Genomic DNA, 25,971 nt, shown 5'->3' with positions numbered 1-25,971 from the left:
ATCAATCAAAAAATAAATTTTATATAGTTAGAACCTTTCTGAATGAAGTTAAGTTTAGCATCGTATCAATTTCGCCTTGACTCTAATAGCGTCCGGACTTCCAACAAATCCTTGACGCCTGCCAGCAGGCACTATCTTCATCCAGTCGTGGTTTAAACACACACTAAAAAGGTTAAAAGGCTTACAGCTCGCCATCTATGTGAGATGGGAGTTTTTTGTACCTAACATTATACTTTGGATACAAAAACATCTGCTGAATGAAGATAAAAACTAAAACAATACTATGTATAAGTGAAGTATAAAGTGAATTAAATGTTAAGGGGACTGATTGCTAAGAGTTTATGTGATAAAACAAGGCACGGATGAATGCCGTACCTTGTTTTTTTGGGCTATCTAATTACACAAAATCTTATTCAGTAATTTTAGCGTTTTCTACTAAAAATTCAACTGTTTTTTGGATTTTGATGTCGTTTTCAAGTACTGCTGTTCCACCTAAAGCACTTGTGATTTGATCTTTTGTCATGTTAAATTGAGCAGCCATTTTTTCTAATTCTGCTTCAATATCAGCTTCAGATGCTTCAATTTTTTCAGCTTCAGCGATTGCTTCAAGTGTTAATGATACACGCACACGGCTTTCAGCTTCTTCTTTCATTTGGCCACGTAAGTCTTCTTCTGATTGACCAGAGAATTGGTAGTAAAGGTCTAGGTTCATACCTTGCATTTGTAAACGTTGACCAAATTCTTGTAACATACGATCAGTTTCAGAGTTGATCATACCTGCTGGTACTTCAAAATCAGCATTTTCAGCTGCTTTTTCTACAAGCTCATCACGAAGAGCTGCATCTGATTCTGTTTCCTTTTGAGCTGCAGTTTGTTCTTTAATTTTAGCGCGTAAAGCTTCAACGCCTTCAACTTCTGGATCTAATTCTTTTGCAAATTCATCATTTAACTCAGGAAGAACTTTTGTTTTAACTTCTTTCACTGTTACTTTGAAAGTAGCTTCTTTACCAGCTAATTCAGCTGCATGATATTCTTCTGGGAATGTAACAACAACATCTTTCGATTCGCCAGCTTTAACACCAACTAGTTGCTCTTCAAAACCTGGAATGAATGAACCTGAACCGATTTCTAGTGGATAGTCTTCACCTTTACCACCTTCAAAAGCTTCTTCACCAACGAAACCTTCGAAGTCGATTACAGCTGTATCACCTTCTACGATTGCTTCGTCTTCTTTGATTTCAAGCTCTGCTTTACGAGCTAATTGATCTTGAATTTGTGCATCTACTTCTTCATCCGTTACTTCTACTGGAAGTTTAGATACTTCTAGACCTTTATAGTCTCCTAGCTTTGGTTCTGGTTTCACTGTTACTTGTGCAGTGAATGTGAAATCTTGGCCGTGTACAAAGTTTTCTGTACCAGCGATTTCTGGGTAATCAACTGGCATAATTCCAGCTTCATCAATTGCTTTTGCATAAGATTCAGGAACGATGATTTCTAATGCATCTTGGTATAGAGATTCGATACCAAAACGTTGTTCAAACATTTTACGAGGCATTTTACCTTTACGGAAACCTGGTACGTTAATTTGTTTTACAACTTTTTTGAACGCTTGGTCCATTGCTGCGTCGATTTCTGCAGCAGGTACTTCGATTGTAAGAGTACCGATATTACCTTCTTGTTTTTCCCATTTTGCTGACATGTATAAATACCTCCAAATAAATAATCAAGTTTAGATGTTAGACAATTCATTCGTAACTACGATTTTGACAACCATTTTAGTATAACATAGATGTGTATAGTTTCAACTTATTTCATACCTAATGTAGTTCTGTTAGCTTTTCTAACATTTGTAAAAAGTCAATGATTTCATAGTCCATTTCTTGTATATTTCCAAGCATTGCTAAGACAAAATCAATATAACTATAGGCAACATCATCTGCTTCGAACGGGTGCCATTCAAATGGATACGTTACAATGGCATGCTTTGCCATTAAATATTGTACCATTTCTAACGTTGATGGGTCTTGCTCTAGCTTCACTTCTAGTATATTTTTTATTTTTCCATACTGCGGTAGCTGGTTAGGCAATACTAATTCAGTAGGATTAACAATTTTAGTTTGATTAAATTTGGACACTATAACATTTATAGCTACTTCTTGTTCTACTAATAATATGAGTGCTAGACTCTGGACAAACGGATGGATCGTCGAACATTCAATAATTTCTTTCAATGGCTCTTTTAATTGTCTTACATTTGTATCCATAAGTCGATGTAAGCGAATGGATTGCTCATTCGGACTAAGTGTCCTGAATTTTTCAAGGTCATATTCCTGTTCTTCTATTAAACGTTGTGCATTTTCCTTTTTTTCTAGATTCTTAGACACTTCACTATTCAAATTTTTTAAGCGTTCAAATTTTTCAATTTGATCCAGAGGCAAAACATTTTCTTCAAGTAGGGTTGTAATTAATGACTCTACTTGATGATATTCTTTTAACTGCATGCATACGGTAATGTACAATTCCATGATTTCTACATAAAATGACGTACCCAATGAAAATAATTGCTCACAAATATTCTTTGTCTTGCTATAGTCCTTCAATTCATACAAAGCAAAAGCATAGGCACTAAGAGCAAGTTCATCTCCATCTTCGTACATAAATGCCTTTTCAAAACTCGCCACCGCTTTTTCATACTGAAAATTTTCAGCAAACATATGTCCTTCACGTATTAAAGTTTGGACAGCGCCCGGAAAAACAACAACATTGTCATGTTTAATGACATGACGCTTTCTTTTTGTCATTTTTCTCACCTCATTGTTCTAATTTTTCATTTCTGCTATTTACTAAAAAATCCACAAGTTTCTTGTTTTTAACAAAAAATCATTGCTTTTGCATTCATATTTTGTAATAAATTATATTATAATTAGAATAGTCTAAAATTTACTACAATTCGCAGACGCTCCCCCTTTGTTGTCTGCATCAAGAAAATCAAGTTCTTAACAAGGAGTGGAATCCATGCAATTACTTGATACAATTACAGAATTTGATCATTGTATCTCATCTGCATTCGAGGCATTATCGATTAAAGTCATTTCAATTTCTACAACGGACGGCCCTTTTCAAGATAAGCCGATAGAATTTGAACTTTTAACACGCACCAAAATTGATGTCTACACACAAGAAGCCAGCACCTATATTTTAAAAATTCAAGGGTGTATTCCTGGATCTATTGCACTTGGTCATCAAAATGAGTCTCTTTCCATTATTCCTCAAAAAGTAAACATTGAATGTAACTACAAGCTGTTACATGTTGATAAAAAAGATATGCAGCAGATTTTACAGCATCCTGAACCAAATCGTCACTATAGTGAATGGCTCATTGATGCAATCAAAAATGCTAATATTCTTGTCGAGTTAAAGACGAATCAACACACGCTCACTGAATGGCCAATTGGCATTAAATCAGCAGTCATTATTTAGCTAGACAAAGACATACTTAAATAGGTATGTCTTTTTTATTGTTCACATTTTAGTTTTACCATTTTATTGCGTTTCTATCATAACAACTTTCTATAGTTTCTGGAAATAATATTGTAAAAATTATGTTTTAAAGAGGACATTCTAACTGTGCTTAATTAAAATGAAGGTTTCAAATTTATCCCTTCGAAATGAAATGGCGCTATAATATATAGTACAAAAATAAGTTGGGGGCTTTTCTAACATGGATATTAAAGAAACATTACAGTCTTTTTCTACAATGACACTGTCTGAGCGTCAGACATTTATGTTCCAGCATAGTGATTGGCTATTACAGGAGATGTTAGCCCATATTGGCTCAGTTGATGCCGAATTACGAGACCACCTCATTTATCGCACCTTTGTTGATTTACTAAGTGATAATTTATTGAGTTCTCAACAACTTCAATATTTGTTTGATACAGTTACGGGTGAGGATTTTTTATATTTACATATCGGAGATAAAACAGAGGATAGTGTCTTTACTCGTTCGTTTTCCGCATTACTAGTTGCAGGTCTTCTTGCAAAGGACGCTGAATTACTCGTTTTAAGAGATGAAGACCTACAATTGTTCTTTAAAAAAATTGGCCGTTATTTGTTATTAGAACAGGATACGAGAGGATATGTTCAGGAAAAAGGATGGGCACACAGTATTGCACATGGTGCAGATTTAGCTACAACAACAATAAAACATCCAAAATTCGATTTACGGTATGCACCATCCATTTTACATGCATTAAAACTTGTCACTTGGAAAGAAACAGTCTTTGTTAACGATGAAGAGGAACGTTTAATTAATATAGTGGATGCATTATTGCTTCAAAATTACTCAGAGGAAGCACTGATCGAATTTGTTGAGCAGGCTTTTGATAAATTTGAAATGCATTTAATGACACAAGGTTATAATGAGCTCTTCTTTAGTGGAAGAACTTGTACCTTAAACTTTATGAAAACACTATATTTTTCTTTGAAAATGAATAATAAAGCGCCACAGCTTCAAAATACGATTTATGGACAAGTAGCCAAATGGCTGAAGCTTGGTGATTGACAGGTAATTTTAAAAATGCTGAATTACACCGCTTAATTCTTGATAACATAAATTTTTTCTAAAATACTAGCAAACTAAGAGCTGGCTTAGTTTGCTTTTTACTTTTCAAATAAAACAAATGAAGTAAAAATATGGATATTAAAGAAAACCTATTATTATATTAACATAATTAATATTTCGCTCCATTTATTCCCTCCCCACTCATTCCTTTCATTGAAAATTCAACCTATTGTTTCCATAAAACGTCATTGCATCTACTCCTTTTTTGGATAAAAGGCAAATAAAAAATCCCAATAGGTCTGGTATGACAATGATTTTATTACAAAACAGCGTCTAAAATGTGAAATACCATTTTTCACATTTTAAATTATTTACTTAGGTAAACATCAGGAATGCAGTATTTTCAACGTTTCCACAGTGTTTAATAAATAAAACCTATAAATACCAATACTAAAATAACGATTTTTGTTCAAAAAATGTTCAAATTCACTACCGCTATACTATCATTTTCATAACAAAATTATGTTTTTTCTTAAAAACAGGGCGTATAATCCAATGTGCAAACAACGAGAGATTGTGACAATCGTAGGTAACCAAGTATGTATTTAAACGATTGCGCAAATCATTGATTTTGCTAACGCTTGCATCAGATCAATCAACACTAGATTTTATGTTTCATATTGAACCATGCCATTGTAATTTCTTATGTTGTTGATTGATACGCCAAGATAAAAGAGGTGACCTCAGTATCAACTATTTGTAAATGTGACACTGACAAAAAACACATGAATTTTATGAATAGCCGTTCTATAGAAAGGAGTCAAACATGAAGAAAAAATTAAGTTTAATGTTAGTAGCATTGAGTGCGATTGCTCTTCTTGCTGGATGTGAACCATTAACAGTGTTCAATCCAAAGGGACCTAATGCTGAAACATTATCAAACACAATTATCTTATCCATTATTACAATGGCCTTTATATTGCTAGTCGTGTATGTGCTTTTAGCCTTTATGCTTACAAAATATCGCGCATCAAAAGCAGCTGCAGATTATGAGCCTCCTCATGAAGAAGGAAGCCATCTGCTTGAAATTACATGGACAGTAATTCCAATTATTATCGTAGCATTTTTAGCTGTTGTGACAGTAAGAACAACATCTACAGTAGAAGCTCAACCAGCAGGTTATGACGATAAGGAGCCTTTAGTGATTTATGCATCATCATCAAACTGGAAATGGCACTTTAGTTATCCAGAAGAAGGTGTTGAAACAGTTAACTATGTAAACATTCCAGTGGATCGTCCAATCGAATTTAAGCTTTACTCATTTGGTCCAATTACTAGTTTCTGGATTCCTCAATTAGCAGGTCAAAAATATGCTATGAGTGATATGTTAACAACCATTCACCTTGCAGCAGATGAAGTTGGTTCATTTATGGGACGTAACTCTAACTTTAATGGACGTGGCTTTGCAGAAATGGAATTTGAAGCACAATCTATGACACAAGAAGACTTCGATAAATGGGTTGCTGATGTTAAAGCGAAAGAGGCACCATTAACAGAAGAAAAATTTGATGAGCTGTTAGAGGCAGAACATGTTGGTCGCCAAAGCTTCTCATCTACACACTTAGACTTTAGACCAGCTCCAATGGAACATGGTAAACACATGAATATGGATGAAATGGATCATGGGGATATGTCTGAAGAAGACACGAATAATGAACATTCTGGTCATTAATTTGATTTTATCGTTGAACGAATCGAGACATTAATTTTTAATTCTGAAAGGAGCGCATCCAATGAGTATGGAAGAATTATTCCATCCAATGCAAGAACCGATGATTTTAGCGGCAGCTATTAGTATCGTAGTTGGTGCAGTGGTTATCGTAGCAGGCCTTACTTATTTCAAAAAATGGGGCTATTTCTACAAAAACTGGCTATCAACTGTTGACCATAAAAAAATCGGGATTATGTATATCGCAGTAGCTTTATTAATGCTATTCCGCGGTGGTATCGATGCACTATTAATGCGTGCACAAACAGCCGTTCCAGATAACGGACTTCTTGATGCACAACACTATAATGAAATTTTCACAACACACGGTTTATTAATGATTCTATTTATGGCGATGCCATTTGTTATCGGCTTAATGAACATTGTCATTCCACTTCAAATCGGTGCACGTGACGTTGCTTTCCCACGTCTAAACGCTGTCAGCTTCTGGCTATTTGCAGCAGGTGCTGGTTTATTAAACTTATCATTCATTATCGGTGGTTCACCAGACGCTGGTTGGACAGCCTACTTCCCTCTTGCAAGTACGGATTTTAGTCCGACTGTAGGGAATAACTATTATTCTTTAGCCCTTCAATTGTCAGGTATTGGTACTTTAATGACAGGTGTTAACTTTATCACGACGATCATTAAAATGCGTGCACCTGGTATGACATTAATGAAAATGCCAATGTTTTCTTGGTCCATTTTAATTACAAACATTATTATCGTATTCGCGTTCCCAGTATTAACTGTAGCGCTTGCTCTTATGATGTTTGACCGTCAATTCGGGACAAAATTCTTTGCGATGCAAGACGGTGGTATGGATATGCTTTGGGCCAACCTTTTCTGGGTTTGGGGACATCCTGAGGTTTATATCGTTATCCTACCTGCTTTCGGTATTTTTTCAGAAATCATCGCAACATTCGCACGTAAAAACTTATACGGTTACAAATCAATGGTGATGAGTATGGTGGTCATTTCCCTACTATCATTCGTAGTTTGGGCCCACCACTTCTATACAATGGGTCATGGTGTAATGGTAAACAGTGTTTTCTCTATTACAACAATGGCAATCGCAGTTCCTACTGGGGTTAAAATATTTAACTGGCTACTCACAATGAGGCACGGGAAAATTCAATTTACAACACCGATGCTTTATGCACTTGGCTTTATTCCTATCTTCACAATTGGTGGGGTTACAGGGGTAATGCTAGCGATGGCAAGTGCTGACTACCAATATCATAATACGATGTTCTTAGTTGCCCACTTCCACTATGTATTAATTCCAGGTACAGTATTTGGTGTCCTTGCAGGTTACCACTACTGGTGGCCAAAAATGTTCGGTTTCCGTCTAAATGAAAAATTAGGGAAAGCTGGTTTCTGGTTCATTGCCATCAGCTTCAACGTAACGTTCTTCCCACTATTCATTTTAGGTTTAGATGGATATGCTCGTCGTATGTACACTTATTCTGAGTCTACTGGTTATGGTCCATTGAACATGTTATCGTTCGTCGGTGCTCTAGGACTTGCAGTCGGCTTTGCATTAATCGTCTACAATATTTACTACAGCTGGAAGCATATGCCTCGTAATGAAAAGGCAGATGTTTGGGATGGTCGTACACTTGAGTGGGCTACTCATTCTCCAGTACCAGAATATAACTTTGCCGTAGTGCCTACCGTTACTCGCTTAGATGAGTTCTGGTTCGCGAAAAAAGAAGGTCGCGATATTACGGCAGGTACAATCGAAAAAATTCACATGCCAAATAATACAGGCACACCATTCTGGATGAGTGGATTCTTCTTCCTTGCAGCATTCTTCGCTGTATTTAATCTATGGATTCCAGCCATCATCAGTATGCTTGGTGTATTTGGCTTCATGATCCATCGTTCATTTGAAAAAGATCATGGTCGTTACATTTCAGTTGAGGAAGTAATGGCAACTGAGAAAAGCTTGAGAGGTGATAAATAATATGAAAATCGATTCTTCACTTCCATTAGAATATAGTACAGAGGAAAACCGTCTAAAAATCTTTGGTTTTTGGATTTTCCTTGGCGCCGAAATCGTGTTATTTGCCACTTTATTTACTGTGTATTTCACACTTCATACACGCACAGGTAGTGGACCAAATGGTGCTGAGATTTTCGAATTAACTCCAGTTCTATGGGAAACATTCTTATTATTAACAAGTAGTTTCACCATTGGTCTTGGTGTTCATGCAATGCGTATTGGTCGTAAAAAAGCGATGATGACATTCTTTATCATCACGCTATTACTAGGCCTTGGCTTCTTAGCTATTGAGATTGATGAATTTGTCACATATGTACACGAAGGTGCGACGATTCAAACAAGCGCTTTCTTATCGTCCTTAATGACTTTACTTGGAACGCACGGTGCCCACGTAACATTCGGTTTCTTCTGGGGCGTAGCTATTTTAATCCAAGTAGCGAAACGTGGCTTAAACCCACAAACGGCTAATAAAGCGTTTATCTTCTCACTGTACTGGCATTTCCTAGACGTTGTTTGGATTTTCATCTTCAGCTTCGTCTACTTGAAAGGACTGATTAGCTGATGAAGGAATTATTCCCAAAACAACATGTGATGGGCTTCGGCTTCTCACTATTACTAACAATCGTAGCTTTAGCAGTTGTAAAATTTGATATGTCTCTTAATATGGCATTTGGAATTTTACTAGTAACTGCTCTTGCACAGGCAACTGTACAATTAGTATTATTCATGCACATCGGTGAATCTGAAGATAAAAAAACGTTATATACAACAATTTTATACTCAGTATTCGTAGGTGTTGTGACAATCATCGGTACATTATTTGCTATGATCTGGGGTTATAATTGATCCATTACACTATTGTGTAAGCAAAAGGCTGTCTGAACTTATCGTCCTTGTACGATAAGTTCGTGACAGCTTTTTTGTTTTATCCCTATTCATTTGGTAATTATCGCGTTTAGCGCTTACAAAAGTAGGAGTAATGTTATTTTTTTAATAAAAAAGTAGTTCTTTTCTAACAATTTATGAAACTTTTGCTTTTCTAGTGCGTATAGTAGTAGATAGTGTTTTTTACCAAGAATAGGAGATGAAAGTAATGAAGAAAATTTTTAAAGTATTAGCAGTCGGAACACTAGCGTTGACACTTGCCGCATGTAATTCAAGCGCTACGCCTACGAAAGACACAACTAATAAAAGCAAACTCACTTTAGAACAAGTGTATGACAAAGCAGTAGATCGTCAGGCTGATATTCAAAGTGCAAGTGCTAAAATGGATATGACACAGGTGACAAAGGTTGGGTCTGGTGATGAAGCAATGGAGTTTTCAATCGACTCCAAAATGGAGATGGATATCATCGTTGATCCACTTGCAATGCATTTATCAGGATCTATGACAATGCCTGATATGATGAATGAAGGTCAAGAAACAATGGACATGCCAATTGAAATGTATATGAAAAAAGATACAGGCTTATTTATGAAGGATTCGACAACAGATAGCTGGTTAAAGCTTCCTGATGAGAACTTTGATGCTATATTAGATCAAACGGCTGCTTCTGCAGATGCGAAGGAACAGCTAGAACAATTGAAAAAATTCATTAAGGACTTTACATTTGAACAAACGGATGATGAATATGTCCTTACATTAGATGCAAAAGGCGATAAATTCAAAGAGCTAATCGATTCTGAGATTAATAAGTCTATGCAAGAAATGGGTCTAGAAGAGAATCCAATGGATCAACTATCAATTGAAAAAATTAACTACGTGCTACACATCGATAAAGAGACTTTCGATACGAACAAAATGGATATGGATTTTGACTTAAAAATGGCCGTAGAAGGTGACGAATTGTTAATGAATACAAAATCAGTCGTTACGTATACTGAATTTAATCATCTAAAAACAATCGATATACCTCAAAGCATTATTGATAACGCTCAAACATTCCAATAATAAAAGAACCTGCTTGTCTACACAAGCAGGTTCTTTTACTCTCAACTATTTTAACAACTAACGAACAATCAACACATCACAAAGCGCATGACGTACCACTTTCTCTGCCACAGAGCCTAACATCATTTTCTCCATACGATTTAATCCAGTTGCACCGCAAACAATTAAATCAACCTGAGGTAACTGTGTTAAAATGCCTTTTGGTGAACCTGTTTCTACAATGGATTCGACCTCTTTGACTCCTGTCTGTAATGCCTCTTTTTCTAGCTTTTCCATTTTAAAAATGTTTTCCTTCTTCAATTCCTCGGCATATTTTAAGTCATATGCTGAAACTGCTCCAAACGATTTTGTATCAATGACATTCACCAATTGCAAAATAGCATTGTGTTCCTTTGCTAATTGACTAGCTCGATCCAATGCTTTTAATGATTGTTCTGAGAAATCAATTGCTACTGCGATCTTAAGATAGTTTGCCATGTTTGTCCTCCCCATTCATCCTACCATTCCATGTTTTCTCAAATATTATATCACAATGGCGTTCGATATAGTTTATCATCCTGAGGTTGCGGATTTCCACGACCATCTGTATTATTGCTAATAAAATAAAGAAATTCTCCATCTACAAAGACATCACGAATTCTACCAAATTCTGATAGTAATTCATTGTGTTTGTTCTTATTTATATCAAAAGCTAGGACTGCTGTGCCTCTTAGGGCAGCGACATATAATTGATCATTTACAATAGCAATGCCTGATGGTGCCCATGTGATAGAAGAACCAGATGTAAAAAGAGGTGTTATCATCCCCTGCTCTTTCTCCATTCCTTCAATAAGAGGCCAGCCATAATTCTTCCCCTTCTCAATGATATTAATTTCATCATTTCCTGCATTGCCATGCTCACTGGCATACATCGTACCATCAGTAGACCATGTTAAGCCTTGTGGATTTCGATGTCCATAGCTGTATATATAGGATTGAGGAAAAGGATTATCATTCGGTATGGTGCCATCCAAATTGATGCGCAAAATTTTCCCTTCTAAAGCTTCCACATCCTGTGCTAAAGAAGGTTGTGTTGCATCTCCTACCGTTGCATACAACTTGCCGTCAGGACCTATTTTCAAACGTCCCCCATGATGGTATGTACCACTCCTTATTCGATCCATAATAACATCCTGTTCGAGCCATTTATTATCGCTAAACGTTAACGTAACAATTCGATTAAATTGTTCCTCTTCCTCGACATACGTATAATACGCATAGGCAACTTGACTGGTAGGAAAATTAGGTGCTAATACAAATCCTAACATACCCGCTTCTGGAGCAGTTGATAGCTCCTTTTTCAGGATAACCTGCTGCCTCTCAACGCCCCCTTCCGCAACCTTTACAATACTGCCAGGCCTTTCTGCTATATAAAAGACATCTCCACTTTTTTGAATCGACCAAGGTGTCTGCAATTGATCTGCTATTATTTCGATAGAGGAATTCATGGCATCTTTAGCGTGATTTCCCTCACTTTCTAACCTATTATCGTTATTATCCTTCGTTGACGTACAAGCAACACATAGAATCATCGTTAGCAGTATTAAAGGTATGTAGCGTCCCATGATTAATCATCCTCTCATTTATGAAAAATAGAAAGAGACGCCACCTAGACGCCTCTCTTACTTTTTATACTTTCAAACAGGATTATTTCTCCAAATGTTCTTGTTTTCTCTAACACCTCTAGAAAGGCTTCTTTACGATGGATGAGTCGTTCTTGGTGCAATTTCTGATAGGAATGCTGAAAATCATCTATAGCTATTTTATCCATAAACTCACCTCATATAGTAGTACGTGCTAATATCATTATAATGTTGGAAAATTCTTACGACAATTCTATTTATATTTTTGATTATATGTTCCCAAAATAATAAGGATAAAAGACATATAATTTCTTGCAGCAGCTATTTAAATTTATCTAACTAATGAATGAAAAATGGTAGTACTTTTTCTTCCACAGCTTGTTCACCTGCTTGAATCCATCTACTTTTATCATGAATGTATCCATCTTTATCAAGCGGAGTTTGAAATTGACTAACACCAGTTGCATCTAGTAAGGAGCCCTCATCATAATCTAGACCAATATTCTCAACATGCTTAATGACAAATGGCTTTTGAAAACGAATTTGAGCATCTTCATTATCAAGCTCTCCTGATGTGACGATAAAAGGGACACGTAAATAAATAGTTTCTCCAGCCTCTTTCCATAATACCGAGTCAAAGCTGCCTTTATAGTACTCCCAATTCCCGCCGATCGTGAAACCTCGATCGGCAATTTTATCTCGTAAATAGCCAAATCCTATCTCTTTTCCAACAATTTTTGAATCAAATTGTAACAATTTATCTTCTCCTCCTTTCACTCGATAAAAGTTTAACCTAAAAGACAATATTACAAACTAGCTAAAAGATCATTTTGCTGAACAAAAAAATCCCGAAACCTGAGTAAATTATGGTTTCGGGATTTTCGTGAATTTTTTATAAAGGCACTGAAATATTTCGATGTAACACATATTTAGCAGCTTCTACATACTCTGTGACAGCTCTTTGACTGACTGCGGCTGTAGGGACAATACTCTCAAAGCCATGATAGCAGCCTGGGTATAAGTGGAATTCAACATCTACTCCAGCCTGACATAGCTTGGTTACATATTGCAAAGTCTCATCACGAAACGGATCAAGTTGACCCACACATGTATAGGTAAATGGTAAACCTGATAAATCATCCGCTCTAGCTGCGGCGGCATATGGTGGTACATTGTCGCTACCATTTTCTCCATTCAAATACATTTTCCATCCCTTTTGATTAAGTGAGTGGTTCCAGATCATATGTCCCGTAATTTCTAATGAAGATGGGGTATTATTGCGATCATCAATCATTGGATAGAGCGGCATTTGGAAACTAAGCTTCGGATAATTTCGATCGCGTGTAAGTAGTGCAAGTGCAGCTGTGAGCCCACCACCAGCACTTGCTCCAGCAATCCCTAAACGGGTAAGATCTATCCCTAATTCATCCGCATGATCTGCTACCCATTTTAACGCTGTATAGCAATCTTCAAGCGGAGCTGGATAAGGATGTTCAGGCGCAAGTCGATAGTCTACAGATACTACAACACAATTCGCTTCATTGACAAAACGCTGACAAAGCACATCATCACCCTCTGGTGCTCCTAAGACATAGCCTCCACCATGAATCCATAGCAGGCCTGGGTATATTTCCTTTTGCTCTTTTGATTTATAAATACGAAGACGAAGAGAATCATTATTATCAGGCCCTTGAATGACTTTATTTTCTACTATGATGTGCTCTTCAATTGGAGCTGGCACAGCAACGGCTGCCATTCCTTCTCTTGTAGCTTGTACATTATCCAAATCTAATGGGGGAAAAATTGCTAACGTTTCTTTTAGTTCTGAATCAATACGATGTTCCATTAAAATCCTTCCTCTCTTATTTAAAATGTTTTTACGATGTTAAACCGCCATCAATTGGGACGACAGCACCATTCACATAAGAAGCTTCCTGCGAAATTAAGAAAGCGATTACATTTGCGATTTCAGTAGGGTCTGCCAATCTACGTAATGGTCCATTTTCTTCTGGACTCGATGCCAATCCCTTTGTCATGTTTGTCCTCACGCCACCAGGACAAATTGCATTCACGCGAATCCCTTTAGGTCCATATTCCATGGCCGCCGTTTTAGTTAATCCAATTACACCATGCTTACTTGCCGCATAACCACCTAGATAGGGTTGTCCCTGTATACCAGCTGCTGAGGATGTATTCACAATGACACCTGATTGCTGTTGCTCCATTTCTTTTAATACATACTTTAAGCCGAGAAACGCCCCTTTAAGATTGACCGAGATTATTCTATCAAACGTTTCCTCTTCTAAATCTCCCAGTAGTGTAGGTGGGCTTAAAACACCTGCATTATTGATAAAAGCATCAATCCTGCCAAATGTTTCTTTTGCAGCGTCCACATATTTTTTGACATCCTTGCTTTGTGAAACATCACCTTGGACAAAAATTGCTTGTTGGTGATATTCCTTCACAGCATGTAGTGTGTCTTGTCCACTTTTTTCATCAAAATCCACTAAAACTAATGCTTTGCCCATAGTGGCAAGCAATTTTGCAGTCTGTCTTCCTATACCGCTTCCAGCACCTGTAATAATGACTACTTGTTGCTCCATATTGATATATGCTCCCCTCTCACAAACTATGATATTGATTTTAATTTCATTAACTTAAAGCCTTCATAATTGTTTTGAGCCACTTTATTACAATGTTTTGTGTAATAATCAAATCCTCCTAGATAGATTAAAAAACTTCGAGGTTTGCCCTCAATATTGGCTCCCGTATACCAGGAATCACCTTTGACGTAGAGTGTTGCATTAGCAACATCTCGACAATGTGTGCTCCAAGCTTGCTCTGCTTCTATTGTTGGTTCCACAAGATCAATGTCATGCTCACGCAAATAATGCATGCACTCGGCAATCCATTCGACATGCTGCTCAATAGCAATCGGCATGTTCACGAGAACAGAAGGGCTTTCTGGTCCCGTAATCATAAATAAATTAGGAAAACCTGCTGTTGTGAGTCCAAGATAGGTTTGAACAGCTGCCCCATCCTTCCACTTCTCTTTTAATGACACGCCATTCCTTCCTCGGATATCAATCTTAAATAATGGCCCTGTCATGCCATCATAGCCTGTCGCAAAAATGATGATCTCTAAATCAAAATGGTTATCCGCCGTTTGAATACCTTCTCCTGTTATTTTTTGAATAGGTGATTCTTTGACATCAACCAGTAAAACATTGTCCCTATTATAGGTTTCAAAATAATCGCTATCTAAAACCTGTCTTTTCGTGCCATACATATACTTAGGACATAGTTTTTCTGCAACCACAGGATCTTTCACAATCTGTCGTATTTTGGAGCGAATAAATTCTGCCGCTTTTTCATTGGACTGTTCATTCGTTAACAAGTCATGATAAGTAGCTGAGAAGGCAAAGCCACCTTGTGCCCAAGCTTTCTCAAAAACCGCCTGCCTCTTATCATCAGGTTCTTCCATTGCAGATTGCTGATTTTGTGCAAAAGGTGTACCTGAAACCGAATTTCTCATGGAACGTTTTATCGCTTCAAAATTTTTCTTCGTTTCTTTGATAAAGTCCTCTTCATATGCATGGTTACGAGCGGGAATCGTATATTGTGGAGTGCGTTGAAACACCGTTAACTGCTCTGCTTCTTTTGCAATAACAGGTATTGCCTGAATCCCGCTTGAGCCTGTCCCAATAATTCCTACACGCTTCCCAGTAAAATCAACCTTTTCATGTGGCCAATGCCCCGTGTGATACCATTTTCCGTTAAATTGTTGCAACCCCTGGATGTTAGGAACATTTGCTGCAGATAGACAGCCTATTCCTGTAATAAAGTACCTTGTTAAAATGTACTGCCCATCGTTTAGATGAATTATCCATTTATGTTGTTTTTCATCAAAATGAGCTGCAGTGACTCTTGTGTTAAATTGGATAGCTGATCGCAATTGAAAACGATCGGCTACGTAATTTAAGTAGCGTAATATTTCCGCTTGCTCTGGAAATCTAGATGTCCAAGTCCATTCTTCATATAATTCTTTTGAAAATGTGTAGTTATAATAGATGCTTTCAATATCACATCTAGCACCAGGATAACGATTCCAATACCAAACACCACCTACACCATCTCCAGCCTCGTATACAATGATTGAAAAGCCTTTACTCCTCAACTGATGTAGCATATACAGACCTGCAAACCCAGCACCTAGAACAACTGCATCCACCTCTTTAATTGTTTGACTACTCACCTGTTGCTCCTCCTAACGCCAAAATAGAGAAATATGGCTTTACTTAGCTTAAATACTACAACTTACAGAATATATTGAAAATTCCTTGTTTTAAGCGTAGTATATACTTAAAAAAGGGGATAGGTCATGTCCAATCTTTATACCATTCAAAAACGTTTCGACACAGTACAAAGTTATGCCAACCATGAAGAGCTGTTGATACACATTTTGCAGGTATATTTAGATGCTTTTCCCATCAAGGATGCCTATTTATTGAGGTATTCTCCAATAGGCTTTGTAGCAGAAGGAATCATTTTTTTAAATGAATCGGGTGGTAGTCATATCGGTGAAATTCGTGAGGAGATTCGTAGCTTCCCTATTATTTATGCTGCTATTGAAGATAAGAAGGCTAAATTTTGCACAGGAATGGACTATTTAAAAAATATCAGTATGAAATATTCTATTCCCTCGCAAAATAATACGTTTTTAATTGTCCCTATTTTCATTGGGTCATATGTTTTTGGCTATATTTGTAGTACTCAATTAGAAGAGGAAATCGATATAAATGATAAGCTGTTAGATGACATGACCACCTTTGGAAACATGATTGGACAGCTTATCATACAAGCTAGAACTAGCAAAAAAGAGGGCTTTCTGAGCAAGCGTGAATTAGAGGTAATGAGACAGGTAGCGCAGGGAGATAGTACCAAGGAAATAGCAGATGTTATGAAATTAAGTGAAGTAACCATTACACAATATGTAAAATCTGCTATCAAAAAATTGCGTGCCAAAAATCGCTCTCATGCCATCAGCATTCTTTATCAAGAAGGAATCATTCTTTAAAAAGCCAGGGGAGCACGCTACTCCCCTTTTTTTAGAAGTCCACAATTGTCTTCGCTTTAACAACTATCTTACCCCCAGTAGGCCTTCATTAAATCTATTGACCACGCTGGCTGTTTAACTTCCTCTTTAGGTAAAAATTCTTTCATTACAGGCTTTATATCTAGTATAGGTGTGCCATCTATGGCGTCTAGCCCTTGAACGATTAATCCTCTTGATTTGACCTCTGACAAGGCAACGATTGTACTTCCTAATTTATTGGGTCTATTTTTACCTCTTTGTGCGAAAATGCCAACCTCTGGATAATCATGATTATTTCTCGGATGTCTTGCCTCATATTGAATTTGATCGTCTGTAACCTTATCAAAATAAAAAATAATTTCTAGATGAGAAAAATCTTCTATTCCTTTTAAGGACGCCTCTTGGATATGATCAGCAAGTTCAATAGTTGAAATAATCTCTCCCCAATGATCATCTTTTAACATTTGCCGATTGTTACGAACGGTAGCGATTGATTGAATAGTATATTGCATGTCTTTTATCCCCCATCTTTTCGAATATCTACTATATGTCCTTTCATTTCTGTATAGACTAAATGGACAGAAAAAAAGATGATTAACGATGTTAATCACCTGACGTGCCATAATCCTTAATGGAAACATTCACTTCACATGTAATAGGAACCTCACTAAACGTTTGATCCCATTCTTTTTTTCTTTTTTGCCATACTTTCGGGTAATCGATTCTTAGTTTATTGCCAAACCCAGAAACATCTGTTTGAAATTCATGTTGCGTTTTATCTAGTGCTTTCCTCACTAATTGCTCTATCTCTTTTTCAAATACTTTCTCTGCTTTTTTCAAAAATTGATTGTCAAATGCTTTATCGGAGAGAACCCAATGTTCAGCAATTCTTCCCTCTGATTGAATTTTTATCGTAAAGGAGATTTGATCCCCTTTTACATGTGGAATAATTTTACTTTTCGCTGAAATAATTTCATACACAATAGGTGCTCCTGACTCCTCATCAAAGCCTTTGACAAGGCCACCTTTCGCATCGCCAGACATCCATGCAATCCCTTCTAGGTCACTCTCATTTAAAAAGCCTCGTAGCTTTTTGGTTTTTCCTTCAATGATAGCAGCGCCTGCAAATTTTACTTCTCCATTTTCTGTACTCACATTTTGCAATAAAAAGCTAGAGTCTGAATACAGCTTCCCCTCTAGTTTGGCTACGGTCATCGGAGGCAAAATTTTAGTCGTCCTTTCATGTCCCTCCATCATTTCTACTAATTGAAAGGCAGGAATTTTAGTTGGTTCATTTGTTTCCAGTGCCTGACTTGCCTGATCCTGAGCAATAAAGAGCAGTCCACTCGGCCGTATTTCTAATTCTCTTAGAAAAAAATCCAACGTTTGCTGGAGATTGATAGTATTAGCTAATTCCTCACCAATAATAATTACTTTGGAATGTTCAGCAAAAGAACGTTTATCCACCTTTAACAGCATATTTCGTAAAGTTGGTAACACCGCATCACCTGTCTCAGAAACATTTTTATACGCTTTTTCTGGCAATCCTCCCTCTTTTGTTCCAGAAACCGTTGTCTCTGACGTAACAAATTGATTGGTAATTGTTAGCAACTGTCTGTTTGCATACCTAGCATCTTGTTGCTCTTCAGAGGAAACATCACCCGTTTCTAAATCCAATGATGTACCTACAATAAGGCCTAAATCCTCTATCTCTTTACTACTCCAACATCCAGTAAGAAGTAAGGTTACCGTCGCAACTAGAAGTAAACGTACACAGCAATGTATTCGCTTCATGCTTTCTTTCCTTTCAATTTCGAAATAAGGAGTAAGGTTATCGGTACTACACCAAATAAAATTAATGCAGCATGACCAATCTTATCGCCAAATGTAAATAGATCATTAATATTTTTAGGTGTCATCGCAATAATATAAATAATTGGCAACAATCCGTATAAGAAGGGATGCATATTTTTCTTAAACAGTTGGGCTAATCCTAAAGTAGCGGCATAATAAGTAATCGTAAAGGTCGCAAAGATTTGCATAATCCAAATTACCAGAAGAAATGACTCAAAGCGTTCAAAAATTAAACCAGGGATTTCAAAACTTCGCATTAATTCAATCGTTGGCCAAGTCCTTGTCAAAACACCTTCAATGGATAGAGCACCAATGACCATCACAACCGTGATGACATAAAAGAGCAAGGGTATGGCTATACCCGCCAGTACAACCTTGACGGCTTTTGATTTATCTGAAGGGTACATAAATGCCACAAGTAGTAGCATAATTTCAGGTCCTAAAAATGCCAGTGTCGCTGTTTTAATTCCCTTTAACATCGGAACAACACCCAGTCCAAGTACTGGTCTCAAATTATCAATTTCAAAAATCCCTAAGCTTAAAAAAGCCACAAGTAAAAAAATAACAAAGGTAATAGGAAAAATGATTTCAAATAAACGAGCGATTGTATTGATGCCACCGCTTATTAAGTAAAGCCCAACCCATAAGAAGGGCAAAATAATCGCCCAAGTGGGGGTCCCTTCTAATAAAAAGAGAGAAGTTACTTCAGCCATGATGCGAACTTCAAAGGCAGAAATGGTAAAAAAGTAGGCAATTACACACGCACTTATAAACCAGCCTAACCACTTCCCTATGATATCTTGATTATATTGATAAAATGTTTTGTCAGGGTATTGTTGGCTTAGCTTCACAATAATTACACCTGCAATCATTGCAACGACTCCACCTAAAAATACACTAATCCAAACATCTGGCGTTTTTACTTTTTCTACAGATGCACGAGGTAAAGTAAGAATCCCAGTGGCAAGAATATAGTTAATAATAATAACAACTGCTTGTGACGTCGTTATTTTATCTTTCATACTGCTGTTCATGGCTGTTTTGCTCCCTTTCTCTTATTCCCCTTTGCGGACCGAATCTTTTGGCTTTAACAATCTAGGACGATGCTTCATCATCTTTAACGGCATTCGCACCATAAAATCTTTCCAATCACCTGCTCGATACGGAATAGTTGGGCTCAAATAGGATACACCGAAGCTTTTTAGCTTTACCAAATGACTGCAAAGGAATAAGAAGAATAGAATGATGCCATATAGTCCAAATAAAGCTGCGGAAAACATCGCCACAAAACGTAGCATTCTTAGCGTGATACCAGCATTATATTGAGGGATAGCAAAAGAGGAAATTGCTGTTAATGCAACCACAATGACCATGATTGGACTAACAATTCCTGCCTGTACGGCGGCTTCTCCAATAACAAGCCCTCCAACGATCCCCATCGTCGGACCAATTGGCTTCGGTAGACGAAGTCCTGCTTCTCGTAATATCTCAATAGCGACTTCCATAATGAGGGCTTCAATCAATGCTGGGAACGGTACTCCCTGCCTTGTTGCCATCATGGACAGCGCTAGTTTAGTGGGGATTAAACCTTGATGAAATGATACAAAAGCAATGTACAGGGATGGGCCAAATAAAGAGATGCCTGCAGCAAAATAGCGAAGCAAGCGAATAAGTGAGCTCGATAACCAACGTTCATAGTAATCCTCTGGTGATTGCAGTAGCATATTAAACGTGACTGGCACAATTAATGCAAAGGGAGTTCCATCTAAAAGAATTGCGACTCGTCCCTCTAGTAAAGCAGCAATAACCCGATCAGGACGCTCGGTACTTTGCACTTGCGAAAATGGGCTGAGATAATCATCCTCAATCAATTGCTCAATATATCCCGATTCAGCAACATCATCCAAATGGATTGTTTCAATTCGTTCCTTCACCTCTTTGACAAGATTAGGCTGCACAATTTCATCTATATAGGCTAAAACCAACTCTTTTTTCGTACGTTCGCCTACTTCCATCTCGATAATCGATAAATTTCGATTCTCACCATGCTGTCTTAATAAAGAGGTATTCACACTTAATTTTTCCGTGAAGCCCACTCTTGGTCCACGTACCATTGCTTCAGAAACAGGCTCCTCAAGATTTCGAGTTTTGCCATGTGCCGTACCAATGATAAATACATTCTGTATGCCATCCACAATTAATACAGTGGAACCAGTTAATACTTTCCCAACAGCTTTCATGACTTTCGATTCCTCTAGCAGTTCACTCACTGGTAGGATTTCATTTCTAATTGATTGATGTAATTCATGACCTCTTAAAACAGACGACTTTTTTGTATGTCCATTCATTAATGATTTCAAAATATGTTTGTCAATTAATTCTTTATCGCATAATCCTTTAAGAAAAACGATCGCTGCACGATTATCCGTATTTCCTATTTGAAATTCTCTAAAATGAATATCCCAATTATGACCAAGTTCTTTCCTCATTTGTAAAAGATCTTTATTAAAATCTCCTGTAAATTGCTCTAACGTTTTTTGAATAGGTATGTGTACCATCTCAACTTGTTCACTATTTTCTTTCATCTCAATTTTGCCATTGCTCTTATTAACAAATAAAAAAACATGGAACAATTTATAAATTAAATATGGAATAAAAAACGCTAAAAAGCCTTGTAAAAAAACTTGCCAATGTGGCATGTAGGAAATCACCTTTTCCCACATATTGATCACCCTCTTTAGTACACTTGTACAGAGTATCCCTACATGTTTTTATCTTTATCTAAGCAGCAGTATTTTAAACTTCCAATCCTCAACATTCTTTCATAATAAGACACTAACATTCGGTGACCATAAAAAAACCAGCCTCAAATGAGTACTGGTACATATAAAAGCAATCTTTAGCTTATGGTATACTAGCTACTATGAAAAATTAGAAGGTGAAATTTATGCTAGAAGTCAGTGAAAGTAAATTAACACAATATAGTCTGCATTTTTTGAGTGAGACGCTTATTTTAGGAGAAGAAGTTTTTTCACAACCTGAGGTCATGTTAGAAGCAGCCTTTACACAGCTCGCTTTTAGTAAAATTGATGTGGAACAGCAATATGAATTTTTCCATGAAAGCAATCTTGCACTTCATGAAGTTTTTACGTATTCGAGAGCTATTTTCGAAAAGGGAAGTAACTTCCTAGAACATTCACAAAATATTGCCAAGCACTTACATAGTGTGTCACAGCATCCTAACATCAAAAGCGGAGAACTGTTTATTGGCCTTTTTGAAAATTGTTTACTATTAAATGAGGCTAAAAAGATTATCGCTATTGTCAAAATTGATGAAAAAGAAATGTTTTTAGATGTGAAAAATGAACACAATCAAATGATCGTGAACGGCGTGGATGGCATTAACGTTAAGAAAATTAATAATATGGCTATTATTGTTGATATGGGACCAGATCAATCTCCTGCCGTGTATATTAAAACAAAACGTAAAGAAGATATAGTTTATTGGCAAGAACGATTTTTAAAAATTAAGGCAGCGGATGAGCATTATTATAAAACCCATTTAGCATTAACAGAATGTAAAAAATTCATTTTAAAGGAAGAAAATTATACAAGCACAGAAAAACTTGGCCTCTTGAATAAAACACTGGATTACTTTAGAAATGAGGAGGAGTTTCAGGTAAATCATTATATTGATACTGTTTTTGAGCAAGCGGACACTACGCAAAAAGATATCATCATTAATTCGGTCAAACCCTATGAAACTGTCATTTCTGATAGTGCGCTAGAAAAGGCTGAAAAGAAATACAAACGTAAAATCAAACTGGATTCCAATATTGAAATCCAAGTAAATATCCAACATATTGACCAAATAGATGAATTAATTGAAGTTGGCTATGATGAGGCAACGAATCGCAAATTCTATAAAATCTATTTCCAGGATGAACAGTAGAAGAGCTTGGATTAAACGGATGTAAGTTATCTTATGAGATTAAACATTAGATCTCCTAAATCTTCAATTAGGAGAAAAAGAGCTTAAAACAGTATAAGCTGCAATAATGCCTTAGTTCGTGCCCATGAATTTTCTCTGGAAGCGCACTAATCCTTGTAAATCTTTGCTTCGCTAATCAACCCTTTGCATGGTCTGAGCTGTAAATAATAGCTATTTTTCAAAGACTACAGATACTAAAACAGTGAGTCTTATCATGAATCCTCCACTCTTTAATTTCTTAAAAATTTTTTAAAAAGTTAAAACTTTTTCAATTGGTAAAACGTCTAATAATTGGTAACAGAAGTTAACCTAAAGGAGAATTGATAAATATGAAAAAACCTGCTAAAAAAACATGGCTATTAGCTTCAGCATTAACACTAGGGATGGCTGTATTAACACCGCTTCAAGCTGGTGCAACAGCTGTTGATACAACAAATAATGTAACGATTCAAATAGAACAAAAAATAACAGGTACCATTAAATATTTTGATGGCGGCAGCATTACCCTTAAAGGAACAGATGGAAAAAACTACTACATCGGTTTACACAATTTCTCAGATAAACAAATTGAGCAGTTAAAGCTAGCCGAGGGGCAAGAAATTTTAGTTGAGGGTAGTATTGTGAAAGATTACTCAGATTTCTTTACCTTTGCCGTCTATAAAAAAAGCTTACCTAAAGAAGTAACAAAAGAAGAATTAGTCCAACTAGAGAAACTCTTTTCTGACATGAAAAAGGCTGAAAAAGAAGAGAATTATGAGGAAATGGAACGAATCTATCAGGCGATGGATAACATCACAAGACCTTACGAATTAGCAAATTGGCAACCTGAGCCTTTTGAAGAATTTATTAATGAAGCTGCATTCGCTGAAAAAAATATTGTTATCAAAGCACAAGATAAAGAACAGCTAAAAACACTTTATAGTAACTGGATTAAGTATGTAAAAGAAAATAAAACGGATGAGGCATCAGAAAACATTGATAAAATTTTCACTATTCTTGAACCTTATTACCAAGAATTATATCCACCTTTAACTTTTGAAGAATATATGGCGGATATGAACGTCGATTTAACAAAAGAGGAACTTGCAAAACTTAAAACGCTCTATGAAGAGGCACAAAAAGCTGAAAAAGATAAAGACGAAGAATTGGCCATGAAGAAATGGGATGCATTCTATGAAATACTTCGCCCACACTTTAAACCAGTTCCCTTCGAGGAATATATGGCAGATATCGAATTCAGCATTAGTAATGCGGATTACGCAAAATTAAAGCAACACTATGAAGAAGCAGTTGCCCTTGAACAAAAGGGTGAAGATGAAAAAGCTGGCGAGCAATGGGAAGCCTTTTATAAAGTTTTAGACCCTTATTACGAAGCGAACAGAGAAATTCTTATCTCACCATCTAAATTAACATTTAACGGTCAGGATTTTACGCCAGAGCCAGAAACAAATTAAATAAAATTTCAAGGGCCCTCCTATTGGTTTTAGGAGTGGCCCTTTTTGAAGTGACAATTTTGTCATGTTATCCCGGAAATAGTCATGTTAATCGATGGTTTACCCTTATTTTTCTTGTTACAGTAAACCATGTTGCCACAAGCACATTACGTTCTAAGGAGAAAAACAACATGACATTATTCATGAAGAAATCGGTGATGATGACAGTAATGTTACTATTTTTTACGTTCACACCCGGATTTGGACACGCAGCATCAAATGATACAATTAGTAAAATTGATCAGTTTATTAAGGAGCAGCAAACCATTAGTAAAATCCCAGGAATTTCAGTAATTATTGTTGATAAAGGGAAAACCGTCTATCAACGGGGCTTTGGCTTTGCAGATACGAAAACAAAAACGCCTGTTACCTCTGATACTCTTTTTGAGTTAGGCTCCACGTCTAAGGCATTTACAGGACTCGCTATTTTACAATTAGAAAAACAAGGTTTGTTAAAACGGTCAGATGATGTCCGAAAGTATATCCCTTGGTTATCATTAACCTATAAAGGCGAGGATCAGGCTGTGACAATACAGCAGCTATTGTCTCATACTAGCGGAATTCCCTCAAATTCCATTACTCAAATCCCAGAAAGCACAGCGGATAATGCCCTTGAATTAACTGTTAAAACACTGCTGGATCAATCACTAAATCGTCAACCAGGGAGTTCTTTTGAGTATGCAACCATCAACTATGATGTCTTAGGCCTCGTCATTGAACAAGTTGCAAAACAGCCATTCGATCAGTATATTCAACAGAAAATTTTACAACCTGTTGGTATGCATCAATCTTTAGTAGGAATTCACCAAGTACATGCCACACATATGGCTTCTGGCTATAAAATAGGTCTAATGAGAGAGCAGCGATACATACCACCTATCTATCGTGGCAATATCCCCGCTGGTTATATCATCAGTAACGCTAATGATATAGCCAGATGGTTAAAATTACAGGTAGGAAACAGTGATATCTATTCAATCAGTAACAATTTAATTCAAGAATCGCATACTCCAGATCTAACAGTGGAGCCTTTTGATACGAATACTTACTATGCAAACGGTTGGGCCGTTGTGAAAAAGGACACAAAGTCATATATCTACCATGCTGGTGAGAATCCAACCTTTTCCTCGTATTTCATTTTGCAACCTGACGAACAAATCGGCGTGGCTATTTTAGCCAATATGAATACAAGCTCTACAACAGCGATTGGACAAGGTGTCATGGATTTATGGGAGGGCAAAACGATTGTCATGCAACATATCAGCAGCTATCAAAAGCTTGATAAAATTGTAACAATCATATGTGCTATCATCATCGCAATCAGCATTATGTTCTGTTATCTATTCGTTCAAAATATACGCAGCCTTTATAAAAAACAACGTCGTATGGCAAATCTAAATTACAAAAGAATATTGTTATTATTTGCCCATACTATACTTGTGGCGACAATGCTGACAGCACTATTTATCACGCCTAACATAGTACTTGGCGGCTTAAATTGGACATTTATTAAAGTTTGGGCACCAACTTCTATTACATTCCTGTTGTATAGCTCCATTTCGGCCAGTCTTCTATATTTATTATTAGGCTTTATGATAATTGGTACTAAAAGAAAGAATTAAAAA

24 protein-coding genes are annotated in these 25,971 nt (G+C 36.7%); 11 read left to right on the top strand and 13 right to left on the bottom strand.

What is annotated here, in order from left to right; all coding sequences use genetic code 11:
* Positions 1–409: 409 nt before the first annotated feature.
* Together tig and EW028_RS07500 are read right to left on the bottom strand one after the other, a co-directional pair.
* Positions 410–1,699 carry a trigger factor gene (gene tig / locus EW028_RS07505; protein ID WP_048395116.1) on the bottom strand — a complete coding sequence of 430 codons (1,290 nt, stop codon included), beginning with the start codon at positions 1,697–1,699 and terminating at the stop codon, positions 410–412.
* A gap of 118 nt (positions 1,700–1,817) precedes the next feature.
* Positions 1,818–2,801 carry a tetratricopeptide repeat protein gene (locus EW028_RS07500; protein WP_131520466.1) on the bottom strand — a complete coding sequence of 328 codons (984 nt, stop codon included), beginning with the start codon at positions 2,799–2,801 and terminating at the stop codon, positions 1,818–1,820.
* A gap of 214 nt (positions 2,802–3,015) precedes the next feature.
* Between EW028_RS07500 and EW028_RS07495 the strand changes: the two genes are divergently transcribed.
* From EW028_RS07495 to EW028_RS07465, 7 genes are all read left to right on the top strand, one after another.
* Positions 3,016–3,480 carry a hypothetical protein gene (locus EW028_RS07495; RefSeq protein ID WP_103118506.1) on the top strand — a complete coding sequence of 155 codons (465 nt, stop codon included), beginning with the start codon at positions 3,016–3,018 and terminating at the stop codon, positions 3,478–3,480.
* Positions 3,481–3,721: 241 nt separating this feature from the next.
* Positions 3,722–4,564, top strand: coding sequence for a DUF2785 domain-containing protein (locus tag EW028_RS07490; RefSeq protein WP_131520465.1), 843 nt, complete (start codon positions 3,722–3,724; stop codon positions 4,562–4,564).
* Positions 4,565–5,390: 826 nt separating this feature from the next.
* Entirely contained in the window at positions 5,391–6,296 is a 906-nt protein-coding gene (gene qoxA / locus EW028_RS07485; RefSeq protein ID WP_131520464.1) for a cytochrome aa3 quinol oxidase subunit II, read from the top strand.
* 61 nt (positions 6,297–6,357) lie between these two features.
* Positions 6,358–8,301, top strand: a complete 1,944-nt coding sequence (gene qoxB / locus EW028_RS07480; protein WP_048395108.1) for a cytochrome aa3 quinol oxidase subunit I — start codon at positions 6,358–6,360, stop codon at positions 8,299–8,301.
* 1 nt (position 8,302) lies between these two features.
* Positions 8,303–8,902, top strand: coding sequence for a cytochrome aa3 quinol oxidase subunit III (qoxC, locus tag EW028_RS07475; RefSeq protein ID WP_004226587.1), 600 nt, complete (start codon positions 8,303–8,305; stop codon positions 8,900–8,902).
* Complete coding sequence (gene qoxD, locus EW028_RS07470; RefSeq protein WP_004226585.1) at positions 8,902–9,186, top strand: cytochrome aa3 quinol oxidase subunit IV; 285 nt, start codon at positions 8,902–8,904, stop codon at positions 9,184–9,186. Before qoxC ends, qoxD begins: the two co-directional genes overlap by 1 nt.
* A 247-nt stretch (positions 9,187–9,433) precedes the next feature.
* The gene (locus EW028_RS07465) at positions 9,434–10,291 is read left to right on the top strand and encodes a DUF6612 family protein (RefSeq protein WP_131520463.1); all 858 of its coding nucleotides are present in this window, start codon (positions 9,434–9,436) and stop codon (positions 10,289–10,291) included.
* Positions 10,292–10,348: 57 nt separating this feature from the next.
* Here EW028_RS07465 and EW028_RS07460 read toward each other — a convergent pair whose 3' ends face one another.
* The 7 genes from EW028_RS07460 to EW028_RS07435 all read right to left on the bottom strand — a co-directional run bounded on the left by EW028_RS07460 (position 10,349) and on the right by EW028_RS07435 (position 16,168).
* A complete protein-coding gene (locus EW028_RS07460; protein WP_131520462.1) occupies positions 10,349–10,768 on the bottom strand; it encodes a universal stress protein in 420 nt (139 codons plus the stop codon).
* A gap of 50 nt (positions 10,769–10,818) precedes the next feature.
* Complete coding sequence (locus EW028_RS07455) at positions 10,819–11,895, bottom strand: PQQ-dependent sugar dehydrogenase (protein ID WP_131520461.1); 1,077 nt, start codon at positions 11,893–11,895, stop codon at positions 10,819–10,821.
* Between the two features lie 44 nt (positions 11,896–11,939).
* Positions 11,940–12,101 (bottom strand): hypothetical protein, encoded by a 162-nt coding sequence (locus tag EW028_RS25240; RefSeq protein WP_167444838.1) that lies wholly within the window; start codon positions 12,099–12,101, stop codon positions 11,940–11,942.
* A gap of 151 nt (positions 12,102–12,252) precedes the next feature.
* Positions 12,253–12,669: a YugN family protein gene (locus EW028_RS07450; RefSeq protein ID WP_048395101.1), complete on the bottom strand. Its 417-nt coding sequence runs from the start codon at positions 12,667–12,669 to the stop codon at positions 12,253–12,255.
* A gap of 136 nt (positions 12,670–12,805) precedes the next feature.
* Positions 12,806–13,759 carry an alpha/beta hydrolase gene (locus EW028_RS07445; RefSeq protein ID WP_131520460.1) on the bottom strand — a complete coding sequence of 318 codons (954 nt, stop codon included), beginning with the start codon at positions 13,757–13,759 and terminating at the stop codon, positions 12,806–12,808.
* A 31-nt stretch (positions 13,760–13,790) separates the two neighbouring features.
* On the bottom strand, positions 13,791–14,522 hold the full coding sequence (locus EW028_RS07440) for an SDR family NAD(P)-dependent oxidoreductase (protein ID WP_066036520.1): 732 nt from the start codon (positions 14,520–14,522) through the stop codon (positions 13,791–13,793).
* 20 nt (positions 14,523–14,542) lie between these two features.
* The gene (locus EW028_RS07435; RefSeq protein WP_131520459.1) at positions 14,543–16,168 is read right to left on the bottom strand and encodes a flavin-containing monooxygenase; all 1,626 of its coding nucleotides are present in this window, start codon (positions 16,166–16,168) and stop codon (positions 14,543–14,545) included.
* 126 nt (positions 16,169–16,294) lie between these two features.
* Here EW028_RS07435 and EW028_RS07430 point away from each other — a divergent pair, with 126 nt between their 5' ends.
* Positions 16,295–16,990 (top strand): response regulator transcription factor, encoded by a 696-nt coding sequence (locus EW028_RS07430; RefSeq protein ID WP_131520458.1) that lies wholly within the window; start codon positions 16,295–16,297, stop codon positions 16,988–16,990.
* Positions 16,991–17,058: 68 nt separating this feature from the next.
* On the opposite strand, the gene EW028_RS07425 is transcribed toward EW028_RS07430, so the two are convergent.
* The 4 genes from EW028_RS07425 to EW028_RS07410 all read right to left on the bottom strand — a co-directional run bounded on the left by EW028_RS07425 (position 17,059) and on the right by EW028_RS07410 (position 21,585).
* On the bottom strand, positions 17,059–17,520 hold the full coding sequence (locus tag EW028_RS07425) for an SAM-dependent methyltransferase (protein WP_066036522.1): 462 nt from the start codon (positions 17,518–17,520) through the stop codon (positions 17,059–17,061).
* 91 nt (positions 17,521–17,611) lie between these two features.
* Positions 17,612–18,802 (bottom strand): Ger(x)C family spore germination protein, encoded by a 1,191-nt coding sequence (locus EW028_RS07420; RefSeq protein ID WP_131520457.1) that lies wholly within the window; start codon positions 18,800–18,802, stop codon positions 17,612–17,614.
* Positions 18,799–19,896 (bottom strand): spore germination protein, encoded by a 1,098-nt coding sequence (locus EW028_RS07415; protein WP_048395089.1) that lies wholly within the window; start codon positions 19,894–19,896, stop codon positions 18,799–18,801. Before EW028_RS07415 ends, EW028_RS07420 begins: the two co-directional genes overlap by 4 nt.
* 21 nt (positions 19,897–19,917) lie before the next feature.
* Positions 19,918–21,585 carry a spore germination protein gene (locus EW028_RS07410; protein ID WP_131520456.1) on the bottom strand — a complete coding sequence of 556 codons (1,668 nt, stop codon included), beginning with the start codon at positions 21,583–21,585 and terminating at the stop codon, positions 19,918–19,920.
* A 224-nt stretch (positions 21,586–21,809) separates the two neighbouring features.
* Here EW028_RS07410 and EW028_RS07405 point away from each other — a divergent pair, with 224 nt between their 5' ends.
* The 3 genes from EW028_RS07405 (at position 21,810) to EW028_RS07395 (ending at position 25,968) form a co-directional block, all read left to right on the top strand.
* Positions 21,810–22,814 (top strand): nucleoid-associated protein, encoded by a 1,005-nt coding sequence (locus EW028_RS07405; protein WP_066036525.1) that lies wholly within the window; start codon positions 21,810–21,812, stop codon positions 22,812–22,814.
* Positions 22,815–23,182: 368 nt separating this feature from the next.
* Positions 23,183–24,307, top strand: a complete 1,125-nt coding sequence (locus EW028_RS07400; RefSeq protein WP_131520455.1) for a hypothetical protein — start codon at positions 23,183–23,185, stop codon at positions 24,305–24,307.
* A 170-nt stretch (positions 24,308–24,477) separates the two neighbouring features.
* Complete coding sequence (locus EW028_RS07395) at positions 24,478–25,968, top strand: serine hydrolase domain-containing protein (RefSeq protein ID WP_131520454.1); 1,491 nt, start codon at positions 24,478–24,480, stop codon at positions 25,966–25,968.
* Positions 25,969–25,971 lie beyond the last annotated feature (3 nt).

The sequence above is a fragment of the Lysinibacillus sp. OL1 genome (genome assembly GCF_004332175.1).
GTDB classification, from domain to species: Bacteria; Bacillota; Bacilli; order Bacillales_A; family Planococcaceae; genus Lysinibacillus; species Lysinibacillus capsici.
Note: the sequence above shows the minus strand (reverse complement) of the source record. Positions and strands in the feature narration are given on the sequence as shown.

Coding starts and splice junctions, on each gene's coding strand:
- EW028_RS07425 (WP_066036522.1), bottom strand. CDS start 17,520: ATGCAATATACTATTCAATCAATCGCTACCGTTCGTAACAATCGGCAA.
- EW028_RS07405 (WP_066036525.1), top strand. CDS start 21,810: ATGCTAGAAGTCAGTGAAAGTAAATTAACACAATATAGTCTGCATTTT.
- EW028_RS25240 (WP_167444838.1), bottom strand. CDS start 12,101: ATGGATAAAATAGCTATAGATGATTTTCAGCATTCCTATCAGAAATTG.
- EW028_RS07490 (WP_131520465.1), top strand. CDS start 3,722: ATGGATATTAAAGAAACATTACAGTCTTTTTCTACAATGACACTGTCT.
- EW028_RS07465 (WP_131520463.1), top strand. CDS start 9,434: ATGAAGAAAATTTTTAAAGTATTAGCAGTCGGAACACTAGCGTTGACA.
- EW028_RS07455 (WP_131520461.1), bottom strand. CDS start 11,895: ATGGGACGCTACATACCTTTAATACTGCTAACGATGATTCTATGTGTT.
- EW028_RS07430 (WP_131520458.1), top strand. CDS start 16,295: ATGTCCAATCTTTATACCATTCAAAAACGTTTCGACACAGTACAAAGT.
- EW028_RS07400 (WP_131520455.1), top strand. CDS start 23,183: ATGAAAAAACCTGCTAAAAAAACATGGCTATTAGCTTCAGCATTAACA.
- qoxA (WP_131520464.1), top strand. CDS start 5,391: ATGAAGAAAAAATTAAGTTTAATGTTAGTAGCATTGAGTGCGATTGCT.
- EW028_RS07395 (WP_131520454.1), top strand. CDS start 24,478: ATGACATTATTCATGAAGAAATCGGTGATGATGACAGTAATGTTACTA.
- qoxC (WP_004226587.1), top strand. CDS start 8,303: ATGAAAATCGATTCTTCACTTCCATTAGAATATAGTACAGAGGAAAAC.
- EW028_RS07420 (WP_131520457.1), bottom strand. CDS start 18,802: ATGAAGCGAATACATTGCTGTGTACGTTTACTTCTAGTTGCGACGGTA.
- qoxB (WP_048395108.1), top strand. CDS start 6,358: ATGAGTATGGAAGAATTATTCCATCCAATGCAAGAACCGATGATTTTA.
- qoxD (WP_004226585.1), top strand. CDS start 8,902: ATGAAGGAATTATTCCCAAAACAACATGTGATGGGCTTCGGCTTCTCA.
- EW028_RS07495 (WP_103118506.1), top strand. CDS start 3,016: ATGCAATTACTTGATACAATTACAGAATTTGATCATTGTATCTCATCT.
- tig (WP_048395116.1), bottom strand. CDS start 1,699: ATGTCAGCAAAATGGGAAAAACAAGAAGGTAATATCGGTACTCTTACA.
- EW028_RS07445 (WP_131520460.1), bottom strand. CDS start 13,759: ATGGAACATCGTATTGATTCAGAACTAAAAGAAACGTTAGCAATTTTT.
- EW028_RS07500 (WP_131520466.1), bottom strand. CDS start 2,801: ATGACAAAAAGAAAGCGTCATGTCATTAAACATGACAATGTTGTTGTT.
- EW028_RS07415 (WP_048395089.1), bottom strand. CDS start 19,896: ATGAACAGCAGTATGAAAGATAAAATAACGACGTCACAAGCAGTTGTT.
- EW028_RS07410 (WP_131520456.1), bottom strand. CDS start 21,585: ATGTGGGAAAAGGTGATTTCCTACATGCCACATTGGCAAGTTTTTTTA.
- EW028_RS07460 (WP_131520462.1), bottom strand. CDS start 10,768: ATGGCAAACTATCTTAAGATCGCAGTAGCAATTGATTTCTCAGAACAA.